The organism is Larkinella sp. VNQ87, assembly GCF_049445795.1.
GTDB lineage: Bacteria > Bacteroidota > Bacteroidia > Cytophagales > Spirosomataceae > Larkinella.
In genome coordinates this window covers 232262-257163 of sequence record NZ_JBMSDT010000012.1, presented here as the reverse complement: position 1 = coordinate 257163, position 24902 = coordinate 232262, and the positions used below count along the sequence as shown (strand labels likewise).

At 54.9% G+C, this 24902-nt stretch carries 14 protein-coding genes; 1 reads left to right on the top strand and 13 read right to left on the bottom strand.

All coding sequences use genetic code 11. The features are described 5' to 3' along the window. Nucleotides 1–111 precede the first annotated feature (111 nt). The gene (locus ACO2Q8_RS21435; RefSeq protein WP_423346906.1) at nucleotides 112–279 is read right to left on the bottom strand and encodes a hypothetical protein; all 168 of its coding nucleotides are present in this window, start codon (nucleotides 277–279) and stop codon (nucleotides 112–114) included. Between ACO2Q8_RS21435 and ACO2Q8_RS21430 the strand changes: the two genes are divergently transcribed. Continuing rightward, complete coding sequence (locus ACO2Q8_RS21430) at nucleotides 263–1027, top strand: GntR family transcriptional regulator (protein WP_423346905.1); 765 nt, start codon at nucleotides 263–265, stop codon at nucleotides 1025–1027. The two genes, ACO2Q8_RS21435 and ACO2Q8_RS21430, sit on opposite strands and share 17 nt — an antisense overlap. On the opposite strand, the gene ACO2Q8_RS21425 is transcribed toward ACO2Q8_RS21430, so the two are convergent. The 12 genes from ACO2Q8_RS21425 to ACO2Q8_RS21370 all read right to left on the bottom strand — a co-directional run bounded on the left by ACO2Q8_RS21425 (nucleotide 1017) and on the right by ACO2Q8_RS21370 (nucleotide 24787). Next, nucleotides 1017–1736 carry an SGNH/GDSL hydrolase family protein gene (locus ACO2Q8_RS21425; protein WP_423346904.1) on the bottom strand — a complete coding sequence of 240 codons (720 nt, stop codon included), beginning with the start codon at nucleotides 1734–1736 and terminating at the stop codon, nucleotides 1017–1019. The genes ACO2Q8_RS21430 and ACO2Q8_RS21425 overlap by 11 nt on opposite strands. Continuing rightward, on the bottom strand, nucleotides 1733–4558 hold the full coding sequence (locus ACO2Q8_RS21420; RefSeq protein ID WP_423346903.1) for a glycosyl hydrolase: 2826 nt from the start codon (nucleotides 4556–4558) through the stop codon (nucleotides 1733–1735). The genes ACO2Q8_RS21425 and ACO2Q8_RS21420 overlap by 4 nt, the downstream gene beginning before the upstream one ends. Before the next feature lie 39 nt (nucleotides 4559–4597). Continuing rightward, nucleotides 4598–7438, bottom strand: a complete 2841-nt coding sequence (locus ACO2Q8_RS21415) for a glycosyl hydrolase (protein ID WP_423346902.1) — start codon at nucleotides 7436–7438, stop codon at nucleotides 4598–4600. Nucleotides 7439–7610: 172 nt separating this feature from the next. After that, on the bottom strand, nucleotides 7611–10121 hold the full coding sequence (locus ACO2Q8_RS21410; protein WP_423346901.1) for a hypothetical protein: 2511 nt from the start codon (nucleotides 10119–10121) through the stop codon (nucleotides 7611–7613). A 95-nt stretch (nucleotides 10122–10216) separates the two neighbouring features. Beyond that, nucleotides 10217–11656, bottom strand: coding sequence for a RagB/SusD family nutrient uptake outer membrane protein (locus ACO2Q8_RS21405; RefSeq protein WP_423346900.1), 1440 nt, complete (start codon nucleotides 11654–11656; stop codon nucleotides 10217–10219). Nucleotides 11657–11670: 14 nt separating this feature from the next. Further along, nucleotides 11671–14868 carry a SusC/RagA family TonB-linked outer membrane protein gene (locus ACO2Q8_RS21400; protein ID WP_423346899.1) on the bottom strand — a complete coding sequence of 1066 codons (3198 nt, stop codon included), beginning with the start codon at nucleotides 14866–14868 and terminating at the stop codon, nucleotides 11671–11673. A 119-nt stretch (nucleotides 14869–14987) separates the two neighbouring features. Beyond that, nucleotides 14988–16481 (bottom strand): arabinose isomerase, encoded by a 1494-nt coding sequence (locus ACO2Q8_RS21395; RefSeq protein ID WP_423346898.1) that lies wholly within the window; start codon nucleotides 16479–16481, stop codon nucleotides 14988–14990. A 107-nt stretch (nucleotides 16482–16588) separates the two neighbouring features. Next, nucleotides 16589–17875: an MFS transporter gene (locus tag ACO2Q8_RS21390; RefSeq protein ID WP_423346897.1), complete on the bottom strand. Its 1287-nt coding sequence runs from the start codon at nucleotides 17873–17875 to the stop codon at nucleotides 16589–16591. Nucleotides 17876–18091: 216 nt separating this feature from the next. Then, nucleotides 18092–20023: an FG-GAP-like repeat-containing protein gene (locus ACO2Q8_RS21385; RefSeq protein ID WP_423346896.1), complete on the bottom strand. Its 1932-nt coding sequence runs from the start codon at nucleotides 20021–20023 to the stop codon at nucleotides 18092–18094. 28 nt (nucleotides 20024–20051) lie between these two features. After that, nucleotides 20052–20963: a sugar phosphate isomerase/epimerase family protein gene (locus tag ACO2Q8_RS21380; protein ID WP_423346895.1), complete on the bottom strand. Its 912-nt coding sequence runs from the start codon at nucleotides 20961–20963 to the stop codon at nucleotides 20052–20054. A 135-nt stretch (nucleotides 20964–21098) separates the two neighbouring features. Next, nucleotides 21099–23462, bottom strand: a complete 2364-nt coding sequence (locus ACO2Q8_RS21375) for a PQQ-binding-like beta-propeller repeat protein (protein WP_423346894.1) — start codon at nucleotides 23460–23462, stop codon at nucleotides 21099–21101. A 38-nt stretch (nucleotides 23463–23500) separates the two neighbouring features. Next, nucleotides 23501–24787 (bottom strand): glycoside hydrolase family 71/99-like protein, encoded by a 1287-nt coding sequence (locus tag ACO2Q8_RS21370; protein WP_423346893.1) that lies wholly within the window; start codon nucleotides 24785–24787, stop codon nucleotides 23501–23503. Between the last annotated feature and the right edge of the window lie 115 nt (nucleotides 24788–24902).

Sequence of the window (24902 nt, the reverse complement as noted above, 5' to 3'; positions counted from 1 at the left end):
TTGGTTGGATGGTTACAAGACCTTGTTGAACCGTTTTGAAACCAAAGCCAGCAACTGGTTAGCCTTTCATTCCTTAGCGTTTTGTTGCGTGCTATTACAAAAACTAAAACTTTAGACAGCTTCGATAATTAAAATCGTGCTTTCCCCTGCATAGATAGATAAGCCGACGTTTGGCGCTTTGGTCAAGACTGCCGTAATTAGGTACTGATTTGTCGTCGGGTTGCCACCGATCGGCAAGCGTTTTGACCAGGCACCAGCAACAATGAAATCAAAATTCATTTCGATCAGTGAGAGCATTATCGAAAAGATTAAAACCGGCGAATTGCAGCCCGGCGACCAGATTCCTTCCGAAAATGAGTTGATCAAGCATTTCAACATCAGCAATACCACGGCGCGCAAAGCCCTGCTCGAAATCGAATCAAAAGGCTGGGCCAAGCGCATCAAAGGCAAGGGAACCTACGTCCTGAACCGCACCGAAGACCACCATTTAATCCGGACGCTGGGTTCCATTTACGCCACCCGACGCGGTTTTCATGATAGCCTGATTGCCGAAGGGTTTACGCCCAAAAATATTGTGCTGGAAAAAACAATTCTGGAAGACGGTATTTCGTCGGAAATAAACGGGCGGCATTTCATCATTGAGGGGCCAGTTATGAAGCTGCACCAACTCCGGTATGCCGATGAGTTATTGATCAAGGATGAGGTGAAATACATTTCGCTGAATCTGTGCCCGAAGATCAACAAAATGCCGACGGAAGTGTCGTATTTTAAAGTCTACGAAAACACCTACCACCTGAAAATCGATGAGGTGCAGCAAACGCTGAGCGTCACGATTATGCAACCAAATACGAATAATTTTGAGATTAGTAAACCCACACCGGCTTTTGTTTTAGACAGTGCCGTGATTTGTACGGGCGAGAAAGTGGTGGAAATTGAACGGTCGTATTACCACGGTGATAAATACAAATTCGCCGTCATTGCCAGCCCCGACCACGATTACCGGCCCGCCAACCCGATTACTTCGTAAACCATTTTAGTAACTCACCGACAATCAGTTTGTGGCCGGCCAGATTCGGGTGGTTGACGTGCGACATGTAGTCGGTTAATTGGCCCTGAGCGGCCACTTTTTTAAATTGGGCATACGAATCCACCAGTCCGATATGGTGCGTTTCGGCCAGTTTGATAATCTGATTCGTATGCTGTTCGAGCGGATTTCCGGCGGCTAAAATATCGACGCGCTGATCCGTGGAAGGCGTCAGCAAAATCACTTTTATATTTTTGGAAAGCGCCGACTGAATCATTTTCTCCCAGGCTTCTTTGGCTTTTTCCAGCCCCGCGCCCCGGTCGTTCAGGGCGTAGTCGATGAACAGCACATCCGGTTGATGAACGAGCGCATCCCGCTCAAACCGTTCCTGCCCCTTCAGGGAATTTTCCCCGCCGATGGCCGTCACAATCACGTTGATGACCGCGTACGGATACTGTTTTTTCAATTCGGCGAGCAGCAGGTTCGGGTACGATTCCAGGGTATGAACTTCGTGGTTGTGCCAATACCCGGCGGGGACCGAATGCCCGTGAAAAACCAGATTGATCGTGCGGTTTTTGGGCCATTGAACGTCCAGCTCTTTTTTCAGATCGGCCAGGTACGTCTTCGAATCGGCGATGGCGGGAATTTGGGCGTTGACCGTAAAGGCAACGCTTAGCCACAATAAAAAAAATAAACCGCTGATTTTCTTCATTTTACGGGTTGTTGTTTAATCGTCTGAATAATCACTGGCCCCAACAAACCCGACTCGATGAGCGGAACCTGTTTCCAGGGCGTCCCCCGGTAGCCAATCGAAATGTTGGTATTCGTGAATTTTTCGCCGGTCAGGGCGTCGCCCGTCAGCCGGTTCGACCAGGTGTTGGCGATCTCCACTTTCAACGTATTGTCACCGGTTTTTACAAAAGTAGTAATGTCGAACCGGTACGGTTCGGCCCAGGCAATGCCCAGGTGCTGGCCGTTCAGCCAGACGTCGGCAAGTTCCGAAATCTTTCCCAAATCCAGGAAAACCCGTTCGTTGCGCGAGGTATTGACTGGCGTCGAAAACCGGAACGTTTTTTCGTACGTGCCGATACCCGAAAAGTATTTAATACCGGGTTCGGTGGATTCGGTCCACGAAATGAGTTTTGGAAGTGTCACGGAAGCCGGGGCGCCCCAGTTTTTCGGAAAGGATAGTTGCCACGAACCGGTTAGCTCCTGCGTTGTGATCTCGCTCTTTATCCGCTCCGGCACGGCTTTATTCTTGCCTGATAATTCAACGAGTCCGGCCTGTAAAAACCGCAGACCGGTCGGAGTGTATTCAAATTGGGGCGGGGGCGTTGCAGACACAAAACCAGTATAACGGGCTGGCGAAACCGCTTTTTTGAAAACGACAAAATACGAACCGTATGGCGGCAGCGTGAGCGGCAGATTCAGTTGTTGGTTGGCCTGATTAAAAACGGAAACCGGCACGATTTCGCCCGTGACCGGGTTCCAGAGCTCCGGTGTTTTGCCCGGTTGCCGGAACGAAAACCGGCTTGAAATCCACTGATCGGTGGTGTTCCGAACGAGGTAATAATCCGCTCCCTGGTGCTGGTAATGAATAAAATCAAAAACGGTCGAAACCGGACCCGAATGGCTAAAATCTGGGCCAATATTTTGCTTATTTAGCAAAGCTACCGGCGATTCCGACGAGAAGTATTTTCCGCTGATCACGGCACCCTGTTTGGCTAAGTTTTTCAGTTTATCCAAAATAACGGGCGTAACATTTTCCATGTTTCCCAACGCCAGCACACGAAACGTCGCGCCGTTCGACAACGCCAGTTTTCCGTTTTTAACCGTCAGATCGTTCAGCAGGATTTCCGTATTGATGATCTCGTAATCGTAGCCCGGCCCGACCGCAAACCGCGTGTTTTTGGGCGGCACAAAATTCGGTACCTGATCGCCGTAATAATACAGCACATCGGCCACGAAACTCGTGTTTTGCAGGACGTGCGAGATCCGGCCCAGATACTCCGTAAACGGTTTTACTTTCGGCCACCACGTCCGTTTCGTGTTGAAATGCGTCCCGGCCCCGTACACGATGCCGGGAAAACCGGTGCCTTCGGGGTTGTGGCTGAACCCGTGAATCACCACGCGGTTCATGCCCTCGCAGAACGCCCGGTCAGCGATGGATTTGAGGTCGAACGGCCCTTCCTGCCAGTGGTGAAAACTCGTAAACGACTCTTCCTCAATCATTTTGCGTTTGTAGATGTGCGCAGCAGCCGCCACTTCCTTCACCAGCCACATGATGTCTACGCTGTCGGAGTCGTAATACTGATACCGGCTCCAGAATTCCCCGCGTGGTACGTCCAGCGAACCCAGCGCCTTCAGCGTTTCGACCGGCACGTTGTGCAGCGGAGGGCCGGGGCCGCCCGCTTCCGACGCCAGCAAAAGGCCGTATTGGTTCGCGATTTCCTTGCCCTTCCGGTAATGATTCTGGATCATCAGTTCCGACAAAGTACGTTTAAAATCCTGCTGAAACTGAGCGGTTTGCTCCGGATTCAGGACGGTTTTGTCGAATAGTACCGGCAGCAACTTGTCGATCGAATAGCCGTTTAGTTTCCGGAATTCGGCCGGTAAGGAAGGCGTCCAGACGAAACCGGTGGCTTCGTAACTGGCCAGATACAACGTTTTTAAAGCGGTTTTGGAAAAATCACCGACGAGTGGTTTCAGCCGGTCGATAAAATACTGAAAATGGGCGCGTGTGGCCGTCGAATCAAAATGATCGATAATCGGGCCGACCGAGTTGGGGCTGGGCAGTTTCAAGGGTTCGCCCGAATTCGAACAGACGTAGCGGTAAATGTCCCACTTTCCGGGCGGAGGAGTCCAGTTTAGCACTTCCTTTTCGGCGTCAAAATACCGGGAAACCGCCATAATTTTGGTGGTATCCAGAAACCCGGTCTGGTCCCGAACGGGCAGGGCGACAACGGCAATTTCCTGGTGAAAAACCGGTTTGCCGTCCGCGCCGAATTCGATCAGCAACGGCTTCCCTTTGGCATCGGTTTTGGCAATGTCCGGAAACGGCAACCGGATCGGTTTTGCCGTGGAACCATTCACGGTTGTTTTGGAAACATAGATCGACTTGGCCGCGTGCTGCGGTTTAACCCAACTGCCGCCCGCATTCCAGCTACTGGCCAGGTTCAGCCCGACTTCGAGGTGCAGCCGGGTCGCTTCGCGGAGGGCAATTTCGATGGCTTTCAACGATTCGGTCCCCATGAAGGGAGGCCCCGCTTTCACCATGCCATTGGGATTGTTGTAGGCCGGAACGCCGATTTCAAAAATATCGACACCGCCAAGGCCCGCCTTTTGCATGGCCCGCAATTCTTCCTTCAGCCGAACTGTATCGACGGAACCGTTCAGCCACCACCAATAGGTTTTTGGCCGGGCCGGGATCGGCGGATTTTTGAAACCGTCGCGAATAAACTGATCCGACGGTTGCTGAGCGGGCAGGTTTCCTGCAAGAACGCTCAGGAGAAAAAGGAGCAACAACGGTTTCATACAGCTATTTTGTGGATTTTTATGGCCGTTGGTCGGCTGTCAGGGCCGAACGGTTTTTACCGTCTGAATGGTTACCGGCCCCAGCAAACCCGACTCGATCAGCGGCAAGTCGCCCCACGGAACCAGGTTTTTGTTGGCCTTCGTAATGTTGGTTTTGGTGAATTTTTCGCCGGTGAGGGCATCGCCCGTGAGCCGGTTCGACCAGGTGTTGGCCACTTCGACTTTCAGCGTATTGTCACCGGTTTTTACCAGATCCGTGATGTCAAAACGGTACGGTGGAGTCCAGGCGATGCCCAGCGGCTGGTTGTTGAGCCAGACTTCAGCCACTTTCGACAGCTTGCCCAGATCGAGATAAATCCGTTGGTTGTCAGTCGTGCTGGAAACCGGTTTGTATTGAAAAGTTTTTTGGTAGGTGGCCGTTCCTGAGAAAAACCGGATGCCTTTCTGGTCGGATTCGGTCCAGGAAATCAGCTTCGGAAAGGTCACCGATTCGGGCGCGCCCCAGCCTTTCGGAAACGTCAACTGCCACGGGCCATCCAGCGGTACGGTGGGCAAATCCGTGTCGATCTGTTCGAAACCGCTCTCGTTTCGAACCTCAAAATTTCCGGCCTGAAAAAACGCTAACCCATTGGGGGTAAAGGCCAAAGCGGGTGGATTCGGGCCGTTCCCCACCAGTTCATTCGCGTGGGCGGGCGCGGTTTCTTTCGAGAAAACGACAAAATACGTACCGTACGGCGGTAACGAAACCGGCAACTGAATCCGACCATTCTCCTGTTTGTAAACGGTTATTGGGGCGGTTTCCCCCGAAACCGGGTCCCAGATTTCGGGCGTTTTGTCCTGCTGTCGGAACGAACAAGTTCGTGAAACCCACTGGTTCGTCGTGTTGCGGATCAGGTAAAAATCGACCTCACCGCTTCGGTAGTGAATGTGGTCCAGGGGCGTTTCGCGCTGATCGGCTTTCTGGTCGGTGTAACTGAAATCGGGCAACAGGTTCAGGGCTTGCAAGGCAGGCAACGCCGGTTTTTGATCCACCAGTTTAGCGCCCTGAGCGGCTAACTTTTCCAGTTTTTCCCGCACTTCCGGCGGGGTTCGCCCCTCAGTGCCAATGCTCAGGACTTTGTAGCGCCCGACGCCCGGCAGCACCCACTCGCCGTTTTCGACGGTCAGGTCGCGCAGCAAAACCTCCGTATTGACAACCTCATAATCGTACCCCGGCCCGACTGCAAACCGGGTGTTTTTGGGCGGAATCAGGTTCGGGACATTGTCGCCGTAATAATGCAGGACGTCGGCCACGAACTCGGTTTTTTGCAGGATGTACGAAATCCGGCCCAGGTAATCGTTGAACGGTTTGATTTTCGGCCACCAGGTGTTGCGGTCGTTGTAGTGCGTGCCGGCAAAGTAGGCAATACCCGGATGCCCCATTTCGGCCGGATTGTGCGGAAAACCGTGGATCACGAGCCGGTTCATGCCTTCGCAAAACGCCCGGTCGGCCAGCGGTTTGAGGTCGGAGGGTCCTTCCTGCCAGTCCCAGTAACTCGTAAACGACTCTTCCTCCACGATCCCGCGCTTGTAAATATGCGATGCTGCCGCAATTTCCTTTACCAGCCAGATCATATCCACCACGCTGTCCTTATCGTTTTCCAGGAAAAACGTGCGGTTGTACCAATACTCACCCCGGGGCACGTCCAGCGCCCCCAATGCTTTCAGTGTCTCGACCGGAATGTGGTGCAAATGCCCCGGTCCGCCCGATTCCGAGATGATCTGCAAACCGTGGGCGTTGCAGATTTCCTTCGATTTGCGGTAATGGTTGTTGATCATCAATTCCGACAAGGTTTTGTCGAAATCGAACTGAAAACGTTCCGCCAGGTTGGGCTGATACCAGTCTTTGTTGAAAACAGCGGGCAGAAATTTGTAGAGGTCATAGCCGTGCAGTTGGTGGAAAGCCGCCGGCAGCGTAGGCGTCCAGGTGAACTCCTTGGCTTCATAACTCGCTAGGTATAAGTTTTTTAACGCACTCTGGCTGAAATCGCCGATCAACGGTTTCAGCCGGTCGATGAAGTACATGACGTGCATCCGCGTGGCCGTCGAGTCGAAATGGTCGATGATGGGGCCAACGGAATTGGGTGTGGGCCGGATCAGTTGTTCGCCCGAATTGGAGCAGATGTAGCGGTAAATGTCCCACGCACCGGCGGGCGCTTTCCAGGTCAGGTGCTCGGTTTTGGGATCGAAAAAAGCCGTTACGTTGATGATTTTTGTCGTGTCCAATTGCGATTGTTGCCCAGCGGGCAACGCTAGAACGGCGATTTCTTCATAGTACGCCGGTTTGCCGTCGGTTCGGTACACAATGGGACGGAGCTGGCCGTTTTTGGCGGGCGTAATGGTGGGAAACGGTATTTTAACCGCTTGATCACCCCCTCCTTGGAGCGTTGTTTGGGAATAATAAATGGTTTTGGCTGCGTGCTGCGGTTTGACCCAACTGCCGCCCGCGTTCCAGCTACTGGCTAAGTTCAGGCCAACTTCCAGCCCCAGTTTGCCCGCTTCCCGAATCGCCAAATGGATATTTTTAACGGACTCGTCACTCATAAAAGCCGGACCCGCCGGAATGATCTGGTTGGGATCGCTGGCGGACGGCAACCCAATCTCGAACAGATCGACGCCACCCATGCCGGCGTTTTTGATGGCCACTAATTCTTCCTTTAACCGGAGCGTATCCACATACCCGTTCAGCCACCACCAGTAGACTTTAGGCCGGGCCGTGATCGGTGGGTTTTTGAAACCTTCTTTTAAGGTCGCATAGCTGACGGTTTCGGTTTCGCGGTTATGGCAGGAAAGCAATAAAACCGCTAATCCGAATCCCAGAAAGTAGGATAAGAATTTCATGAAAATCAGAGGTTTAGGAACTAACGACATTGCCTCTAAATCCCCTAAAGGACAGGGCTGTTAAGTGCTGCTAAAATTTACCCCCAACCCCCCTAAAGGACGGTCGGCCGCTGCCGGGCTTTTGAATCCGGATGTTTCAGTCCGGCACCGGCCTTTAGGGGGTTGGGGTTTATTACCAGGCCGCGACCAGATCGCCGGTCACATTTTCCACCACGTAATGTTTGCCGTATTGCGGGTCACCGGTTTTGAAGGTCGTATGCCCTTTTTTCCACGGATACCCCGAATTGACGTATACGTGCAGGTCTTTTTCGGTCACGTCGGCATCGGGGTAAATCCGCACCGTGGCATTTTTTAGCCCCGTCACCTGGATGCGCCGGTCGATGCCTTTTTCGCCCGAATGAATTTCCTGGCACGACACGATACCGTCCGGCTGCTCGACAAAAATCCGGCTTTCGCGGTGCCAGGCTTTGGGCATCGCATACACCGAAAAACCGTTCGCCAATTCGGTTTCGTAGCCGATCAGGAGCGGAGCACCCTGCGCCAGCTTAAACCGCTGCGTAATCGTCGTATTGGGGCAATAGCCGGAAAAGAAAAAACCGTTGTCGCTGCGGGCGATGGTCAACACCGGATTTTTGACCGACGGATTTTTCTTGTCGATCCGGTAATCCAGTCCGAATTCCTTCAACACGTACCGCATCAGGAGCGGCCCGGTGAACAGTTGCTCCGGATTGTCGGGCGTGAGCAGTTTGCCGCCGGTGAACTTGCTCGAATTGGTACCCCGCACGTAAGCCACTTTGCCGCCTTTCCAGTCCGGTTTTTCGCGCACCCAGACGACATCCCGTTCCTGGCTGCCCTGCGTCATTTTCGCCAGAACCTTTGTCTCTTTTTCCGCTTTATTCTTCACCTGTGATGTCACGCCCCCGCCCGAAAACAGCGCCTGATGCATGATTTTGGTGGGATACGGTTTGGTAAGCTGATCGACCGTGATCGACGAATTGACCTGAAACTCACCTTCTAGTGCCGTCGAATTCTGCAAATTCAGCAGGTTCAGAAAAGCCGCTCCGGCGTGGTCGGTGGGGCCGTAGACGAGCAATTTTCCGCCATTCTGCACAAAATCGATCAATGATTTTTCAAGTTTCGAACCGGCTTCCGGCACGATGGATACCAGAATGGATTCGTTGAAAAACGCCGGTTTGGCCGCGACGACGGACTGAAACGAGCCCGTCGAAACGATGGTGTTCAGTGGAAAGCCGTTGTTGATGGCCTGCCGGATGAGCCAGTCGCCGTAATAAATTTCGGGGAGTCGGTCGGGTTGTTTATACGCCCAGGTATGGTATTCGTCGAACGGATACACCCAGACCAGCGGCCCCGGTGCCGTCGGCGAATCGTAGCGGGCTTTCAGGATGTGGGGCGTTACCTCATCGGGCACCTGCGTCGGCATTTCGCCAAACGAGTTGTCGATGGTCAGAAAATTCAGGTGTGTTGGCAGCCGGATTTCGCCCTTCGCGTTGATGCGGGCCACCGACATGGGCAGGTAAATATCGTGCGGTTCGCGGCCGTAGCGATCGAGCCACGGGCTGTTGACCCACCACGGATCGTGGGTGTAATACCGGAACAGATACCGTTCGTCGGGCAGTTCGGCCATCCGCGACATGTAGCCGACCATTTCCAGTCCAAAATCGCCGTCCAAAGCCGCCCAGGGCGAGTTGGGCGGGGGCAGCATGTTGTAATGACCGTTGTAAATCTGCTTCAAATCGACGCCATCGCGCGCCAGATCGGCCCCGGTGGAGAGGTTCGTACCGCGCGTCTGGATCTGAAAATCCGGGCATTCCTTCCGGAAGAGTTTCCAGAAATCGGCGATCAGGGCTTTTGTATTCGCCAGTTTTTCCGGCAAAAATGCCTTTCCGGTAAACGTCGCGCCCGTCGAGGACCAACCTTCGACGCCAAACCCAAAACCGTTGCTGAGCCAGATGTAGTCGTAGCCCAAATCGGTCAGAAAATGCTGACTTTGTCGGCCCAGAAACGTCCCAAACGGCGTTTTGGCCGGAATGCCCTTCGGGAAACCGGCATAAGCATCGGTATCGGCATTGAGCGTCGAGTAGCAACTGACCATCGTTTTGTGGCCCATCGCATTGCCGCCCAGAATTTCGGGGTGTTTTTTGTACTTGAATTCCGATTTGGCAAACTCGGGTCCCGGATCGAAGGTCGCGCCAATCCGAACCGGTTTGCCGGTAATGCGTTTTCCGGTTTCTTTTAACGTTTGAATGATGTATTTCAGGTCGCCGTACGTAAACGCGGGCGGGTTGTCGATGTACAGGTACGCGCGTTCGTGCAGCGAGAGTTCTTTCGGACCGGAGCCGACTTCGTGCGCGGTGTTCGGGTTGCCGATGTAGCGCGCCCACTCCAGCGGCTGCTTCAGATCGCCTTTATAATCCAGAATCTCCGAACCGTCGGACGTCCAGAGCATCACCGAAACGGTGTCGGTGTGCCGCAGCAAGGCCTGCCACTGCGTGAACATCTCGGTCGCAACCTGCTGAATGTACGCCTTGTCGTTTTTCTTGAACGGTTTGAGTGAGGCTTCCAGGGTGATGTTGTGGAACGGTTTTCCTTTCAGCGTGGAGTTGTCCAGATTCGGGGTGTCGAAGCTGAACAGGAGCAGGGTTAGGAGGGTGAGTAAGCGCATAGTTTTCGTGGGTTGTTACACAGAGCTTATCAGAGAATATCAGAGTTTTCCCTGATAACCTCTGATATTCTCTGATAAGCTCTGTGTAATAATTATTAATACCCCGGATTTTGCTTGACCATCGCCGGGTTGAGGTCGACTTCGTTCTGCGGGATTGGGAAAATGAGCTCGAAATCATCGACTTTGAACGACAGATTCAGGCTGGCGTAGTGCGCGTTCAGGACGGCTTGCGCCCGGCCCGTCCGCACCAGATCGAACCAGCGCTGGCCTTCGAACAGAAACTCGACCCGCCGTTCCTTTTCAATCGCGAGCCGCAAAGCCGCCTGACTCAAGCCGCTCAAATCCGGCAAATTGGCCCGTTTCCGCACCTGATTGAGGTAAGGCAGGGCGTCGGCGGGTTTACCCTGTTCATTCAATACTTCCGCGTACATCAGGAGTACGTCGGCATACCGCAAAACCGTGAAGGTCACGCTGCCGTCGGAGAGGTCGATGGCTTTAAAATCCACGAACTTCAGGCCGTAGGGGCTGTACGATTTTTTACCCCCAATCAAGGTCACGGAATCGCTGACGGAGACGGCTTTGCGGGCGTCGCCGGGTTCGTAGGCCCGGATCAGGTCTTTGGTCGGAACAATTCGCCCGGACCCTTGCAGGTTGTTCGGGAAGATCGCCATGCTCGTAATCGCGGGGGTGAACAGCGACGAATAGTTGTTACCCATGCTCCGCCCGGACACGTATTCGATTTCAAAAATCGACTCGGATAAATTGTTGTTGCCGTTGGTGAAGAGCGTTTTATAATCCGCGACCAGCGAATATTGCTTGGCATCGATCACCTCTTTCAGCTTGGTAGCCGCCTGGTCGTAGTTTTTCAGGGTCAGATACACTTTCCCCAGCACGGCTTTGACCGTCGAGCGGGAGGCTTTGGTCCGGTCGGTATTGAGGGCGGCTGGCAACAGGGTTTCGGCTTCGGTCAGATCCTTAAGGATCACCTCATAGACCTGCGCGCTCGGTTTGAGAGAAAGGTCAGCGGCTGCTACCTGGGCCGGGCTGCTGAACTCCTGATCGATGAGGGGGACATTCCCAAACAGCCGAACCAAATAAAAATAGCTGTAGGCCCGCAAAAATTTGGCTTCCCCCTTGATCCGGTCTTTGGTGGCGGGATCGAAATTGGCCCCGTCGATCCGGTTGATGATGGCGTTGCTCCGTGAAATTGTGTACAAACAGGTACTCCAGACACCCTGAATAAAACCGTTCGTGGAAGTGACCGCATTCTGGTCCATCTGCATCTCGTTGGTGGAGGGCGACGACCACTGGATTTCGGTGTTGTCGGTCGCCAGCTCGGTCATGTACAGAACGGTGCTGGAACTGAACAAGCCGCGAAACGTACTGTAGACGCCGACCAGGGCGGTTTCAAAGTCGTTCTGGTTTTTGTAGAACGTCTGGTCGCTGATCTGGTATTCGGGGCTGAGGGCCAGAAAGTCCTTGCAGGAAGTGACGGTCGTGGCCAGGATCAGGAGAAAAAAGAGTTTCTTTTTCATGGTGATAGGCGGGTTTAGAAGGTCGCTCGTAAACCGATGGTGTAGGTGCGCGGGTTCGGATAGGCAAAGAAGTCGATGCCACTCCGGGCGATGTTGTCGCCGGTGGTGGTACCTTCCGGATCGTAACCGGGGTATTTCGTAAACGTGTACAGGTTCGTCGCGTCGAGGTACACCGAAATCGCCTGCAACTTCAGCTTGCTGACCAGCACCTGCGGAAAGGAGTAGGCCAGGTTGACGTTCCGGATGCGGACGTACGAACCGTCGAACAGGTACTTGGTGGTTCCGGCGCTGAAACCGAAAGCGTAGTCGTTGCGGATGGCCCGCGAATACGCTCCCGCGCCCGGATTGGCCTCCGACCGCCAGCGATCCGCCATCACACGCAACTGATTCTGCACCCCCGCGCCGTTCAGGGAAACTTCCCCGCCCTGAAAGTAAATGTCATTGCCCTGCGACCCATTCAGGCTGATATTCAATGAGAATCCTTTGTACGAGAACCGGTTGCCGAATCCCCAGGTAAAATCCGGCCAGGGCGTTCCGACAATGGTACGGTCGGCCTGGGTGATGGTGCCGTTGCCGTCGGCATCCTCGTAGCGGAAGTCGCCGGGCTGCACGCGCGGGTGCTGTTTCGGGCTGGCATTGACTTCTTCCTGCGTCCGGAAAACGCCCTGAATGTTCAGCAGCCGGAAGCTCGAAATCGGGTAGCCGACCTGCGCCACCTGGTAGTCGGAGGTTTGGATGCGGGCGGTTTCGGAGTTGAGCGCCAGCACTTTATTGCGGTTCCAGCTAATGTTGAAATCCGTGTTCCACTGAAAACCGCCCTTGCGGATATTCTCCGAATTGATGGTCAGTTCCAGCCCTTTGTTTTCGACCTCGCCGATGTTCTGGAGCGAACTGCTGAAACCGGATGCGGCTGGCAGAATCACGTTCAGCAGCAAATCTTTCTTGTGGCTGCGGTACGCATCGACGACCAGCGAAAGCCGGTTGTTGAACAAACCCAGATCCAGCCCCAGGTTGGTTTGCACCGATTGTTCCCAGGTCAGCACGTCGTTGGCCAGACTGCTCGGCACAACACCCGAAATGACGTTGCCGCCCGACACGTTGCGGGAAATGCTCAGCAACCCCTGGCTGGCGTAGTTCGGAATCAGGTTGTTGCCCGAAATCCCGTAACTCGCCCGGATTTTCAGGTCGCTGATGAACGAAAACGGTTTCATGAACGACTCGTCGGACAGGCGGTAGGCGGCCGAAAACGAGGGGAAGGTACCCCAGCGGTTTTCGCGGCCAAACCGCGAACTGCCATCCTGCCGGATCGTCGCCGTAAAGAGGTATTTGCCGGCTAGCGTGTAATTGACCCGCGCCAGCCACGAGAGCATCGCCCATTCACTTTTGTAGTTGGTCCCGGAGGTGACGGCCCCGGCAGCTAGGTACGGCACGTAATCCGTCGGGAAGTCGGAGGCACCGGCCTGTAACACTTCGTCGGTATTTTTCTGGATGGTGTACCCAACCAGGGCGTCGAGTTCGTGTTTGTCGCCGTAGCGATGGCGGTAATTCAACGTGTTCTCGTTCAGCCAGTTCAGGCTTTTGACTTCGGTGACTCCGGCCGTCGCGGCTCCCGTGCGGCTGGTGGCCAAACCGACTTTTGAGGATTTCCACAAACGCGTAATGTTGTTGGAATAATTGACCCCAATCGAGGTTTTAAACACCAGGCCATTAGCGATTTCGTATTGCAAGTAATTGTTGGTGAACACGTTGGTGTTGTTGCGTTTGTCCGTAAACTCGTCGGCAATGATCAACGGGTGTTCGACGGGTATTCCGGTCGGATCGGAGAATTCCGAGTAGTAATTGCCGTTGGCGTCGTAGATTGGGATAGTGGGGTCGCTGGCAAGGGCCGCCGAAATCAGGCCCCGGAATTGCAGGTGACCTTCGGCCCGCGCGAAATCTCCGTACGAATGCGCCCCGGAAAACGAAGCCCCCAGTTTCAGTCGCGGACTCAGTTGGGCGTCGATGTTGGTGCGGAGGGTGAATTTCTTGAAATCCGAACCAATGATGATGCCTTTCTGGTCGTAAAAACCGCCGGAAACATAGTAGCCCACATCCCGACTGGTGCCACTGGCCGACAACTGATAATTCTGGACCATGCCGGTTCGGAAAATAACGTCCTGCCAGTCGGTGCCGTAACCGGAATTGGCAAACTGCTCCGGATTCCGAAAACCGGGTTTCACCTGCGTGGCCGTGCTGCGAACGTTGTTGGGGTCACTGGCTTTGCCGCCCGCAAACACCCAGGCGTTGTCGCGGCCTTCGGCCACAAATTCGGCGTATTCGCGGGGTGTCAGCAGTTCCAGTTTCTTGGCTAGTTGCTGAATACCGGTCGAATGCTCGAAGCTGATGGTCGGTTTGCCTTGTTTGCCGCGTTTGGTCGTAATGATCACCACCCCGTTGGCCCCGCGTGAGCCGTAAATCGCTGTCGCTGAGGCATCTTTCAACACCTGAATGGATTCGATGTCGGATGGGTTAATCGTGCTGAGCGGGTTGATCCGGTTGGTGCTGCTGCTGCTGGCGATGTTGCTGGCGGAGTACGAACTGGACGAAAACGAACTCAGGTCCGAACCGCCCCCGCCCGTACCGATGGCGTAGCCGTCGACAACGTACAGCGGGGAGTTACCGCCCGTAATGGAACTGATGCCGCGAATGACGACGTTGACATTACCGCCCGGCGCGCCCGAAGTCTGCGTAATCTGCACGCCCGCGACCTTGCCCTGCATCATCTGATCGACGCTCGTGGCCGAGGGCACCGGCACCAGGTCTTTGCTGGACAGGTTGACGATCGAACCCGTCAGGTCTTTTTTCCGCTGGGTCCCGTAACCGACTACCACGACATCCTGTAAGGTCAGCTGATCGGTTTTCAGCGCAATATTGAGGGTCGAGCGGTTTCCGATGGCTAGTTCCTGCGGAGCGTAGCCGATAAAGCTGACGACGACGGTGGCATTCGGCGAAACCGCCAGCCGGAACGCGCCCTCCGCGTCGGAAGTCGTTCCGTTGGTGGTTCCTTTTTCGGTGACGGTGGCGCCCACCAGGGGCTGGCCGTCTTCTTCGGCGGTCACTTTGCCGCTAATCGTGGTTTTACTGGTCGTTTGGGCGAAAGCCGGGAGTGTGAGAATACTCAATAGAGTGGCAATCACCAGCAACCGCAGGCGGTGGAAGAGATAACACTTCATAGGAAAGGGATTTAGAAGGGGTTGGTTGAAATTTGTTTAAGGTTTATAGTTTTTAGTTTAAACTATTGACAATCAGTTAGTTAATTTTAACTATAAACAATGAACTAAAAACCAATTAACTACTTGATAATGACGGATTCGACTTTGAGGTAATCGGCAATTTTTCGGATCGTTTCGGCGTGGTGACCGACGCCCAGCGCAAAATGGTGCGTCGGCCCCTCCTTGATCCAGCGTTTCAGGAACGTCCGGACGTCCGGTTTGAAAAAACCGCGCGTGTTGGTGTTGCCCGTCGGCGGAATCGGTCCGGCCAGCGATTCCCCTTCGGCAATAATGAATTTCATTTTTCCCTCGAAGGTGGAGTTAATACTCAGCATCGTAATCGGTCCCTGTTTGATCTTGAATTCGACGCCCGCGCCAAAACCGGGTTTGCCGTGGTATTTTTTCAGACTGCGCAATACGGGTTGCCCGTCGGCGATGGCAATGTTGTGCGGTCCGTCGTGGCCCACCAGCACAAAATCTTCCCTGAAATCGACCGGGTGGAATTCGGCAAAACTACCGCCGATGCCCAGCCGCTCCATGATCAGCATGGCGATGCAGGTTTTCAGGTCCGATTCACCGCACATCGGAAAACCGGCACCCTGGAGCAGCGAGTTGCCGACAATCAGGTTCGACATCACCACGCGCGTGTCGCTCTCGTCCGGGCCGTCGTAGTAATAGGCCAGGCCGTCTAATTTTTTTACCTGAATAAATTTTTCCAGGGCCACAGCCGCTTGGGCGGCAATATGCAGGTCCGAATCCCGCAGTTTTTCGGAGATCGGATCGGAAACCGGGTCGGGCGTGTCGAAATAGGCCAGAATCCGCTCTTTCACCGCGTCGATTTCTTCATCCGTGGCCTGGTGGTACTGGGACACAATCTCGTGCGCTTCGCACTGCACAATGTGCGGGCCGAAGTGGGCGGTCAGCATCGTCGAGTCGGAATGCATGTCGAGCATGGCTTCGATGGGGTGGCCAATGTGTCCGATGCGGGAGGTTTTCAGGTCGTGCAACACGGCGGCAATCCGGCAGTATTCTTCAATTTCGGCGTCGGCAGCCGGGTCGTCGTGCAGCGTTCCAATGATCATCTCGGGCACTTTTTTACCCATCCGGACGGCTACACCGGCAAACTCGGGCAGGGAGCAAATGTCGTCGTTGTAGAGTTGCAGGTACGTGGAAGCCCGGCTGTAATCCATCGCCTGGTCGGGCTGAAGCGCAACGAGGACAATCGGCACGTCGATGCTTTTGATAATCACGCCAAAGGTGCTCGACGTCGCGTACGTCAGCATGTCGCAGAAAATCAGATCGAGGTTGGCTGCGTTGAGCTTCGGCACCATCTCGTAGGCTTTCGTAGCGTCATCCACCAGCCCAAAATCAACGATTTCAACGGAATCGAGCGCTTCGAGCTTCCCGATGAAAACCGCCTGTTTCCGCATCATATCGTCGAGTAAGCCGTCGAACTGTCCCCAGTATTTAAAATAGCCCACGCCGAAGACGCCGATGCGGGGCCGGGTCTTTTTTCGTTTGCTGTATACCGCCCCGTTTGCCGAAGCCACTTCATTCAGTAGGTTGTTGGTCATGATGGTCAATTTATGTCTCTTTTTTGATTAGTTAACGCACTAAGATAAATGAGCCAATTGATTCCTACTCACGGCTTGAACCGTGATAGAATAGTCGTTGATACAAATTACTTTTTAATAACCCGCGGCTTTAACCGTGGGCTGCCATTACCAATTGGTTCTGCCGAAATTCGGGTTGGCGTCCCGTCTTCAAACAACGGTTTGATTTTGGGAATGAGCCAGATGAACAGACCAAAGGCCACCGGATACAGCAAACCGGAGGCAATCCACAAGGGCCGGTAGGAATACTGCTGAATGACGACACCCATGAGCGGATTGAGCAGCAGCCCCGAAACCGCCCCCGCCGTGCCGGACAGCCCCACCACCGTTGAAGTGGCTTTCTGACCGAACATATCCGAAATGGCCGTGATGTAATTCGTGATCCAGAATCCGTGCGCAAACATGAACACCGCCATCAGCGAAATCGCCACGGATACCGAAGAAACCCATTCGATCAAGGGGGTTGAAAGGGTTAACGCGGCCGCAATGCCCATGACGGTTTTCCGGGCTTTGTTGACGGAAAAACCGCGTTCAATCAATCGCCCCGAAAACCAGCCGCCAATGATGTTGGAAATGCCCAACGCCAGAAAAGGAATCCAGAAAAGGCTACCAATTTGCTCAAATGAGACGTTTCGGACCGAACTCAGGTATTTCGGAATCCAGAACATCATGAAATAAAAAACCGGGTCGAGCAGGAAGCGCACCAGGATAAACACCCAGGTGGGTTGTTTCCGGAACAAGTCCAGAAACGATACTTTTTCCCGTTGTACCGGAGCCGGTACTTCAGTCAGTGCGCTTTTTTTCCACGGAATCAACACCCAGATCACGACCCAGGCAATGCCGATCAGACCGGGAATCAGAAAACCGCCCCGCCAGCCGTAGTGGGCCGACAACCAGATGGTCAGGGGAGGAGCGACCACCGCACCAATGGCCGAACCGCCGATGGCGATGCCGTTGGCCAGGGCCCGTTCCTTTTTGTCGAACCAGCGGTAAACCGTCCAGGCGGCCCCCGGAAAACAACCGCCTTCGCCCATGCCGAGCAAAAACCGGAACGTCAGCAACTGCGCAAAACTGGTCATCACCGCGTGCAGGCTGTTGGCCACCGACCACAGCCCCACCGATAGCGCGAGCCCGATTTTACCACCTACGCGGTCGATCAGCCAGCCGCCGAGCGTAAACATCAGGGCGTAGCTGATCAGAAAGCTGGTGTTGACCATGCCGTATTGCACATCGGTGATGCCGAATTCCTCCTGAATTTTGATGATGGCGATCGAAAGCACCTGCCGATCCAGAAAACTCAGACCGGTTGCCACGAAAAGCAGGACGACGATCAGCCAGCGGATGTTCCGTTGCATGAAGTAGGTGATAAGGGGTGAGCAAAGCGACGTAAACCGGACGATATTCCGAAATCTTAGGTTGTTACTTTGTTGACTTAACGCACTAAGTTAGGTTAGACAAAGATAGAAGCGCCTTGATGAGAAAATCAAGGGTCGGTAGTACTTTTTTTTAAATTAATTGCAGGAATCCAATTAGGGTGCCTGGAAACCAGCCTGAGTGGGATGGGTGATGGGTTATTTTTTCGTTCGGGTGGGCGGGACCTGATTCCAGAAAATAAATGTGCCGCGATCGGTCGACGTCACAAGGTCGATCGCGCCGTCTTTGTTGAGATCGGCCGCCAGCACGTCGGAACCAGCCCCCGAGCGGTTGTGCACCAGTTCTGGGACAAACTCAGCCCCACCGGGAGCCTTCGGATTGCGCACCGTCCGGTACCAGTACAACACCGGTGCCCCGTACGGGTCCGGATCGAAGTAATTGTCGAGGTGCGACCAGTACCGTTTACCGACCACAAAATCCGGAATCCCATCACCGTCCACATCGGCCTGCGTCGAACCGTGGGGTTGCGAAAACGTAACGTCTCCGGCGTTTTTGGTCGAAAAATCGTCGCTGATGATGTGTTCGGCAAACGAGATTTTTCCGTCAGCATCGCGTTTTTGTTCGTACCAACCCAGGCCAAAACCGTGGGCGTTCAGGCCAGTCACCACGTCGTTCAACTTGTCACCGTTCACGTCGTAAACCGCCATCGTGCTGCCGCCAACGCCACCTCCACGATGACCGTAACGAGCCAATGCTTCCGAATGGTACGCCCAGAGTCCGCCGGTCGTGGTCGCGGGTTGTTCCCACCAGCCGTTCGGGTTGACGATGTCCAGTTTGCCGTCGCCGTTGATGTCGCCGACGCCGATGCCGTGGGCCAGCGAGTAGCCTTTTTCCGAAACCGGATGCACAATCCACTTTTTCGTCGGGTCCGCCGGGTCTGGTTTGGCGTACCGGAGTTCGCCCTCCGCCCCGTAAATCAGTTCCGGTTTGCCGTCGCCGTCGATGTCTTTGAACAAGGTTATTTCGGTTTGTACGGGCACTACCACCTCGAATTTGTCCCAGCGACGCGATTCGCCTTTCGGGTTGAGGTAAACCGTCGCGCGGGGTGGCCCGGTCAGAATGTCGAGCCAGCCGTCGCCGTTGAAATCGTAGGTATACTGGCAATTGACGTCCGTAAACTCCTTCGACGGATTGAATGGAATGGCCGGAAAAATCTCCCGCGATTTCGTAAAATCCGGTCCGTAGTAAATGTAAGGCCCGGCCACAATGTCCGGGTTGCCATCGTTATTGAAGTCACCGGCCCCGGCACCCCAGGAATAGTACATGTCGTTGATGCGCTGCACCCGAAACAGGGCCGACGTTTTTTCCTCGGGTGTGACGCGCAGCGACGCATCTTTATACCCCAGATCCCGAAACCGCACCTCGCCGGTTCCACCCGCGTACAGGGCAATCGAACCGTACCGACCGGCGTCTTCGTCGGCGGCACCGCCCGCCATTTCCCCGCTGTCGTTCAGGAAGGTCCGGATGATGTTGTTGTCCAGAAAAATCTCCACCTGGTTCCAGTCGTCCGGGCGGTAAGTGCTCTCGACGCGTGAAATGGGCAATTTGAGCCCAAAGTACGACGGACGGCGGTTGGCATTGTTGCCCCCACCGCCCGCAGGGGCATTCGGATTCGGGGGTGGCGCCAGCCGGACGATGCTGCCCGCCGACCGGAGTTTTTCCCGCGTCAGTTCCTTGCCCTGCGCGTCGAGCGTTACGCGGTACGAACCCACCTCTTTGTCGGTGATCGAAACCAGGACGCCTTTCAGCCCGCCGGCGGTTTTCTCGACGCGAAACAACACCCCGGTTTCGCTGCCGCCGGTGCACTGAAAAGCCGCGTGAAACCCAACGTCCTGGTAGCCTCGATCGAGCAGCAGCCAGCCGTTTCCCGATTTTAACGTGGCAATGATTTCGCCGTTCTGCGCCCGCCAGTCGGCCCCGCCGATGGGCTGGAAACCGGCCAGGCTCGAGCCTTTGAAGGTGGCTTCCGGTCGAAACGTCCAGCCCGTACCTGGTTTGGCCGGAGCCGGCGATTGGCCGAAAGAGCGAAGCGTAATGAAGATAAAAAGCAGGGGCAAAAACGCTTTCATGAGGTTAGGGAAAGGGTTTTGGAAAGGTCTAGATGTTCCGCGTAACGTGCTGAATCAGCCAGTCGGTTACTTTTTCGTAATCGAGATCCTGGTATTTACCGCTCCACTGTTCGAGCGAATAAATGCCCTTAAAGCCGTGTTTTTCGGCGATTTGTACACACCGATCAAAATCGTAGGAAATGTGTTCCAGATTTTCGTTGAAACCGTCGGCCTTCGCCGAAATGAGGTACGCGTACGGCATGATTTTTTCCAGCGCATCGTACCGGACAGCCTGCGAATAATTGCCGAAATCAGGCAGCGTGTAAATATTTTTGGGGCCGGGCCCATCCAGACCGGCTTCCTGCACAATTCGCAGGTGCAAATCGGGGTTCATTTCGATGCCGAAGTGGTTTTCCGTCAGCAGAATCAGCTTTTTGCTTTTGGCGTACTGGTTCACGTCCTTCATCGACTCGATGCTTTTTTCAATCGAGCCGTTGGCCCGTCCGGGATTGATCCGCACGCATTCGGAGCCCAGAAACGCTACCGCGTCGATCCATTCCCTGACGTGCGTCAGGCTCCGTTGCCGCTCGGTTTCGTCGGGCGCGGCCAGGTCGTACGAACTGTCCACCTGCACGTTCACCAGCTTCGACCCGCTGGCTTTGATGGCCGCTTTCAACTGACTGAGGTACGGTTTTTCGAGCGATTCGACGTGGTTGCTCCAGAATTCAAGGTTCCGGATGCCGAACCGTTTTTTGTAATACGCTGGGACGTCTTCCAACTTGAGTTCGTTGGTGATCGTGGGAATTTCCTTCGGTTTGGTCTGTTTAAACCGGTAGCGGAACAAGACCGTCCCGAGCGCAATCCGGTCCATTTTGTCTTTGAAAACCGGTTTGAACGCCGACGACACCCAAACCGACAGCACCAGCCCGGAGGATTGCCGCACGAAATTTCTTCTGTTCATAGAAAGTGTATGGTTTATAGTTTACGGTTTTCAGCGTACCCACGGACTTTAGTCCGTGAGATTTTAATAACTCATTGAGTGAATAAAAACACGGACTAAAGTCCGTGGGTACGCTGAAAACCGTAAACCAATTCTCTACTTTTTTTCCGGCAACGCAAACACCACATACCCCGGCGGTAAGCCGTTGGCGCGGACGGTGTTGTCGCCTTTTTCGACGCTCTCCACGGTCAGGTTGGCGGTGGAGCTGACGACGAGGTATTGACGGCCTTTGGCTTCGTACATCGACAGCAGCCCCTGGGTTTCTTTCGGCAGTTCCGCCGTCCAGAGCGTAGTGCCGTTGTCGGCGTCGAAGGCGTAGATTTTCCCGCCTTTGGACGTGGCAAACAACAAGCCGTTCGCGGTGACGATCATGCCTTTCCGCTGCGAACCGATCGGCGTTCCGGTGTCTTTCCCGCCCTGTTTCAGCACCCGAATGTCCTGCCCGATGATCTTTTTCCATTGGATCGTGCCGGTATTCAAATCATACGCAACAATGAACGACCAGGGCGGACTCAGCAAGTTGGAATATTCCAGCCCGTAGCCCGTCGTGTACTTATTCGCCGGACTGGGAATTCCCTCCGGATACGCCCGCAACGCGTTGACCGAACGCATGGCCGCCATCCCTGACGCGACACCCGGTGCTCCGCCCGAGGCCACCACTGGCCCGGTCGGCATCGTCGTTGTACCGCCCGGCCCACCCTGCGGGCGACGGTTGGCCGACTCGACGGTGCCGCCCAGAAACCGGTACAAGGCACTCAGCGTTTGCTCGTCGATGTGCTGAAAACCGGGCATTTGGCCTTTGCCCACCGCCACCACGGTTTTGAAACCGTCGAAGTTGACCCGCGTGCCAATGTCCACCAGTGATGGCCCAACAATACCGGCCCGGTCGGCCCCGTGGCACGACTGGCAGTAGGTCGAATACGTCGTTTTGGCCCGCGTCACCTGGTCCGCCGAGAGCGGAGCTTGTCCTAACTCGGTTTTCGACAGCCGGTACACCGACGGGTATTCTTGAGCGGCTACGTATACCAGCCCTTTTGACGGATTGGCCGCCGTATTGCCGAAATTGGCCCCGCCCACCGCGCCCGGCATGGCAATGGTTTCGTGCTGGTCGGACAGCGGGGTAAACAACCCGGTTTTGGCTTCGGCAATCCGTTTTTTCCAACTGGCCTGTTCCTCCGCCGTCATGTACGGGTTCAGGTCGTTGGCCGTGACGTTCTGCCGGTTGAAGGGCGGCAAGACCGTCGGGAACGGTTGCGTGGGCCAGGATTTTTCTTCCGGCATGTCGCTGGCCGGAACGGGACGTTCTTCGATGGGCCAGAGCGGTTCGCCCGTCACGCGGTTGAAGGCAAACAGAAAGCCCTGTTTCGTCGCAATGGCCACGGCGTCGATGGGTTTGCCGTTGTGTTTCACCGTAATCAGTTGCGGAGCCGCCGTCAGGTCGTAATCCCAGAGGTCGTGGTGGACGGTTTGAAAATGCCAGAGCCGTTTGCCGGTTCGGGCGTCGAGGGCCAGCAGGCAGTTGCCAAAGAGGTTGGTGCCTGCTCGGTCGGCCCCGTAGTAATCGTAGGTCGGCGAACCGACCGGGAAGTAGGCAATCCCGCGCTTTTCGTCGAGCGAGATTTCGCCCCAGGTATTGGCACCTCCGACGTATTTATAAGCTTCTTTCGGCCAGGTGTCGTAGCCAAACTCGCCCGGGTGCGGGATCGTGTGAAAAATCCAGACCTGTTTCCCGGTAATGACATCGAACGCCCGCAGGTGGCCGGGGGCCGAAAACAGGTTTTCGCCGGGCGACGAACCGAGCAGAATCAGGTTTTCGAAAATCCGCCCCGGCGTGGTGGACTGAACGCGCCCAAGCGTCGCCGGGTCGCGGTCCAGCCCTTCCCGCAACGACACCGAGCCGTTATTGCCAAAGGTCAGAATCGACTTCCCGGTTTGGGCGTCGATGGCCTGGAGCGTGTTGTTCAGGCAAAAAAGCAGCCGACGGTCTTTCCGATCCTTGCTCTCCCAGTAATTGATGCCCCGCCAGGTGATGCCGTTCAGGTTGGCGTGAATCCAGCGTTCCTGACCCGTAGCCGCGTCGAGGGCCACCAGCGAGTTGTTTTTCGCCAGTACGTACATCATGTTATCGACGATGATCGGGTTGAACAGGTACTCGACCTTGTCCGCCGTCGGGTAATGCCAGGCGACCTGCAACTGACTCACGTTTTCCTTCGTGATCTGCGTCAGTTCGACGAATTTCGACTGATCCGGGCGACCCCCGTATTCGGGCCAGTTCCGGGAATCGCCCGTTTGGGAAACCGGTCCGCTTACCGAATCCGGCTTTTTTCGCGGACGCGAACAACCCTGGAACACCAGTACCGCCAGGAAAACGGCCATAGGTACCGCCAGCAGCGCTTTCGTTTTTGGTGCATTGCCCGGCTGTTTTTGAGGGGGTATCCCGTAGGCAAAAAATCCGTTCATGGTCAATTCAGGCTTCGGTGAATGTTGCAAAGACGCACTTAGCGGGCCGGTTTTTGGGGTCCGTATCCTTTCTTGCCGTGAAACCAGCGGGCTGCCTGACCGGTGAGCCAGAGGTAATAATCCGAGTCCAGATCGGCTTCGATGCCAACAAATTTACCGTCGCCGTTAAGCGGTAACTCGCCTTCTTTTTTTGTCTTAAAAATGGCCGTGCCTTCGTCCACTTCGTCGAACATCGCCACGTAGAGGCTTTCGGCTCCGGCCTGTTTGGCCCCGGCTACCTGCTGCCACAAAAAGTCACCTTTCAGCCGTGGAATCTGGTTGTAGACGGTCGGGGCGTTCTTCAAATTCCCCCAGCTAAAACCGGGAAATACCAGCGGGACGTAGGTAATGTTGTTGGTTTTACACCACGCCACATCGCCCGCCAGCGTGTTGCCCGAAACCGTTGCGTAGGTGTTCGGGTTGTAGCGTCCCACGGCCCAGGGCATGATCACGTCGGCGCTTTTGATGAGGGGGTGAAGCTGTTCGGACGGTTCGGTATCCTTCGTCATCGTCCGCCAGTAATAGGGTACGCCCAGTAGAATGGATGTTTTTTTCGTCGGACCTTTCACCTTTTCGACCAGCGTCTGAATGTCGGCGACGGTGTATTTCCGCCCGTCGTTGAACCCGACACCCCAGATCGCCAGCAGCGGTTTGCCGTTGTGCCGCAGGTAGCCCGGGTGCTTTTTGTTGTCGAAGAGCGAAAAAAGCTGCTGCAATTCCTCCCAGTCTTTCACCAGCAACTCCATGTCAGCGGAGTTGGAACCGCTCAGGTCATACATGATGCTGACGGCCCGCCCGTATTTTCTGGACGCTTTCAGCGCATTTTCCAGCACCTTGTTGAAATGCCGTTTACCCTTCTCCGACTTGATTTCGGACAGAAACCGCTGCATGAACACGCCGTCGATGCCGTAGTCTTTCATCCACTTGAAATGCAGATCGACGGTGGATTCGTCGTACGGGCTGTAGACGTAAGCCGCGTCGCCGTTGGCGTACTGAAAGGCGGTTTTGTAGGTGGACTTGTATTCTTTCACGTCGGGCCAAAAGTCGATGGATGCGAAGCCGGGCTCGAACTTGCCGCGCTTCTGGTAGTGATGCCAGCCCCGCTCGGACGCGTCGCCCTGGGCCGCAAACCAGCCCTGGTAGCCCGCCATGACCAAGCCTTTGTAGCTGGTGTACAAACAGCCTTTTTCGTCGTAGTTGACTTCGGCGACCGATTGCGCCCGGCTTTTCAGGCTCAGTGTCAGTAGGATAAAGAAGGGGAGGAATAAGAGCGAACGGTTTTTCATACGGTCGTTTTGGTAAAATTTGGTCAATAAGCACCCAACCCATGAAGGGGAAAGGTTGTCCGTAAAAAGTGCTGTTTAGTGAGTTGAGGTTGTCAGGTTAGGCACGCCAGGGCTC

What these genes read in the sequence shown, in the direction of transcription:
- ACO2Q8_RS21430 (WP_423346905.1), top strand. Translation starts at nt 263, where the DNA reads ATGAAATCAAAATTCATTTCGATCAGTGAGAGCATTATCGAAAAGATT.
- ACO2Q8_RS21435 (WP_423346906.1), bottom strand. Translation starts at nt 279, where the DNA reads ATGAATTTTGATTTCATTGTTGCTGGTGCCTGGTCAAAACGCTTGCCG.
- ACO2Q8_RS21425 (WP_423346904.1), bottom strand. Translation starts at nt 1,736, where the DNA reads ATGAAGAAAATCAGCGGTTTATTTTTTTTATTGTGGCTAAGCGTTGCC.
- ACO2Q8_RS21420 (WP_423346903.1), bottom strand. Translation starts at nt 4,558, where the DNA reads ATGAAACCGTTGTTGCTCCTTTTTCTCCTGAGCGTTCTTGCAGGAAAC.
- ACO2Q8_RS21415 (WP_423346902.1), bottom strand. Translation starts at nt 7,438, where the DNA reads ATGAAATTCTTATCCTACTTTCTGGGATTCGGATTAGCGGTTTTATTG.
- ACO2Q8_RS21410 (WP_423346901.1), bottom strand. Translation starts at nt 10,121, where the DNA reads ATGCGCTTACTCACCCTCCTAACCCTGCTCCTGTTCAGCTTCGACACC.
- ACO2Q8_RS21405 (WP_423346900.1), bottom strand. Translation starts at nt 11,656, where the DNA reads ATGAAAAAGAAACTCTTTTTTCTCCTGATCCTGGCCACGACCGTCACT.
- ACO2Q8_RS21400 (WP_423346899.1), bottom strand. Translation starts at nt 14,868, where the DNA reads ATGAAGTGTTATCTCTTCCACCGCCTGCGGTTGCTGGTGATTGCCACT.
- ACO2Q8_RS21395 (WP_423346898.1), bottom strand. Translation starts at nt 16,481, where the DNA reads ATGACCAACAACCTACTGAATGAAGTGGCTTCGGCAAACGGGGCGGTA.
- ACO2Q8_RS21390 (WP_423346897.1), bottom strand. Translation starts at nt 17,875, where the DNA reads ATGCAACGGAACATCCGCTGGCTGATCGTCGTCCTGCTTTTCGTGGCA.
- ACO2Q8_RS21385 (WP_423346896.1), bottom strand. Translation starts at nt 20,023, where the DNA reads ATGAAAGCGTTTTTGCCCCTGCTTTTTATCTTCATTACGCTTCGCTCT.
- ACO2Q8_RS21380 (WP_423346895.1), bottom strand. Translation starts at nt 20,963, where the DNA reads ATGAACAGAAGAAATTTCGTGCGGCAATCCTCCGGGCTGGTGCTGTCG.
- ACO2Q8_RS21375 (WP_423346894.1), bottom strand. Translation starts at nt 23,462, where the DNA reads ATGAACGGATTTTTTGCCTACGGGATACCCCCTCAAAAACAGCCGGGC.
- ACO2Q8_RS21370 (WP_423346893.1), bottom strand. Translation starts at nt 24,787, where the DNA reads ATGAAAAACCGTTCGCTCTTATTCCTCCCCTTCTTTATCCTACTGACA.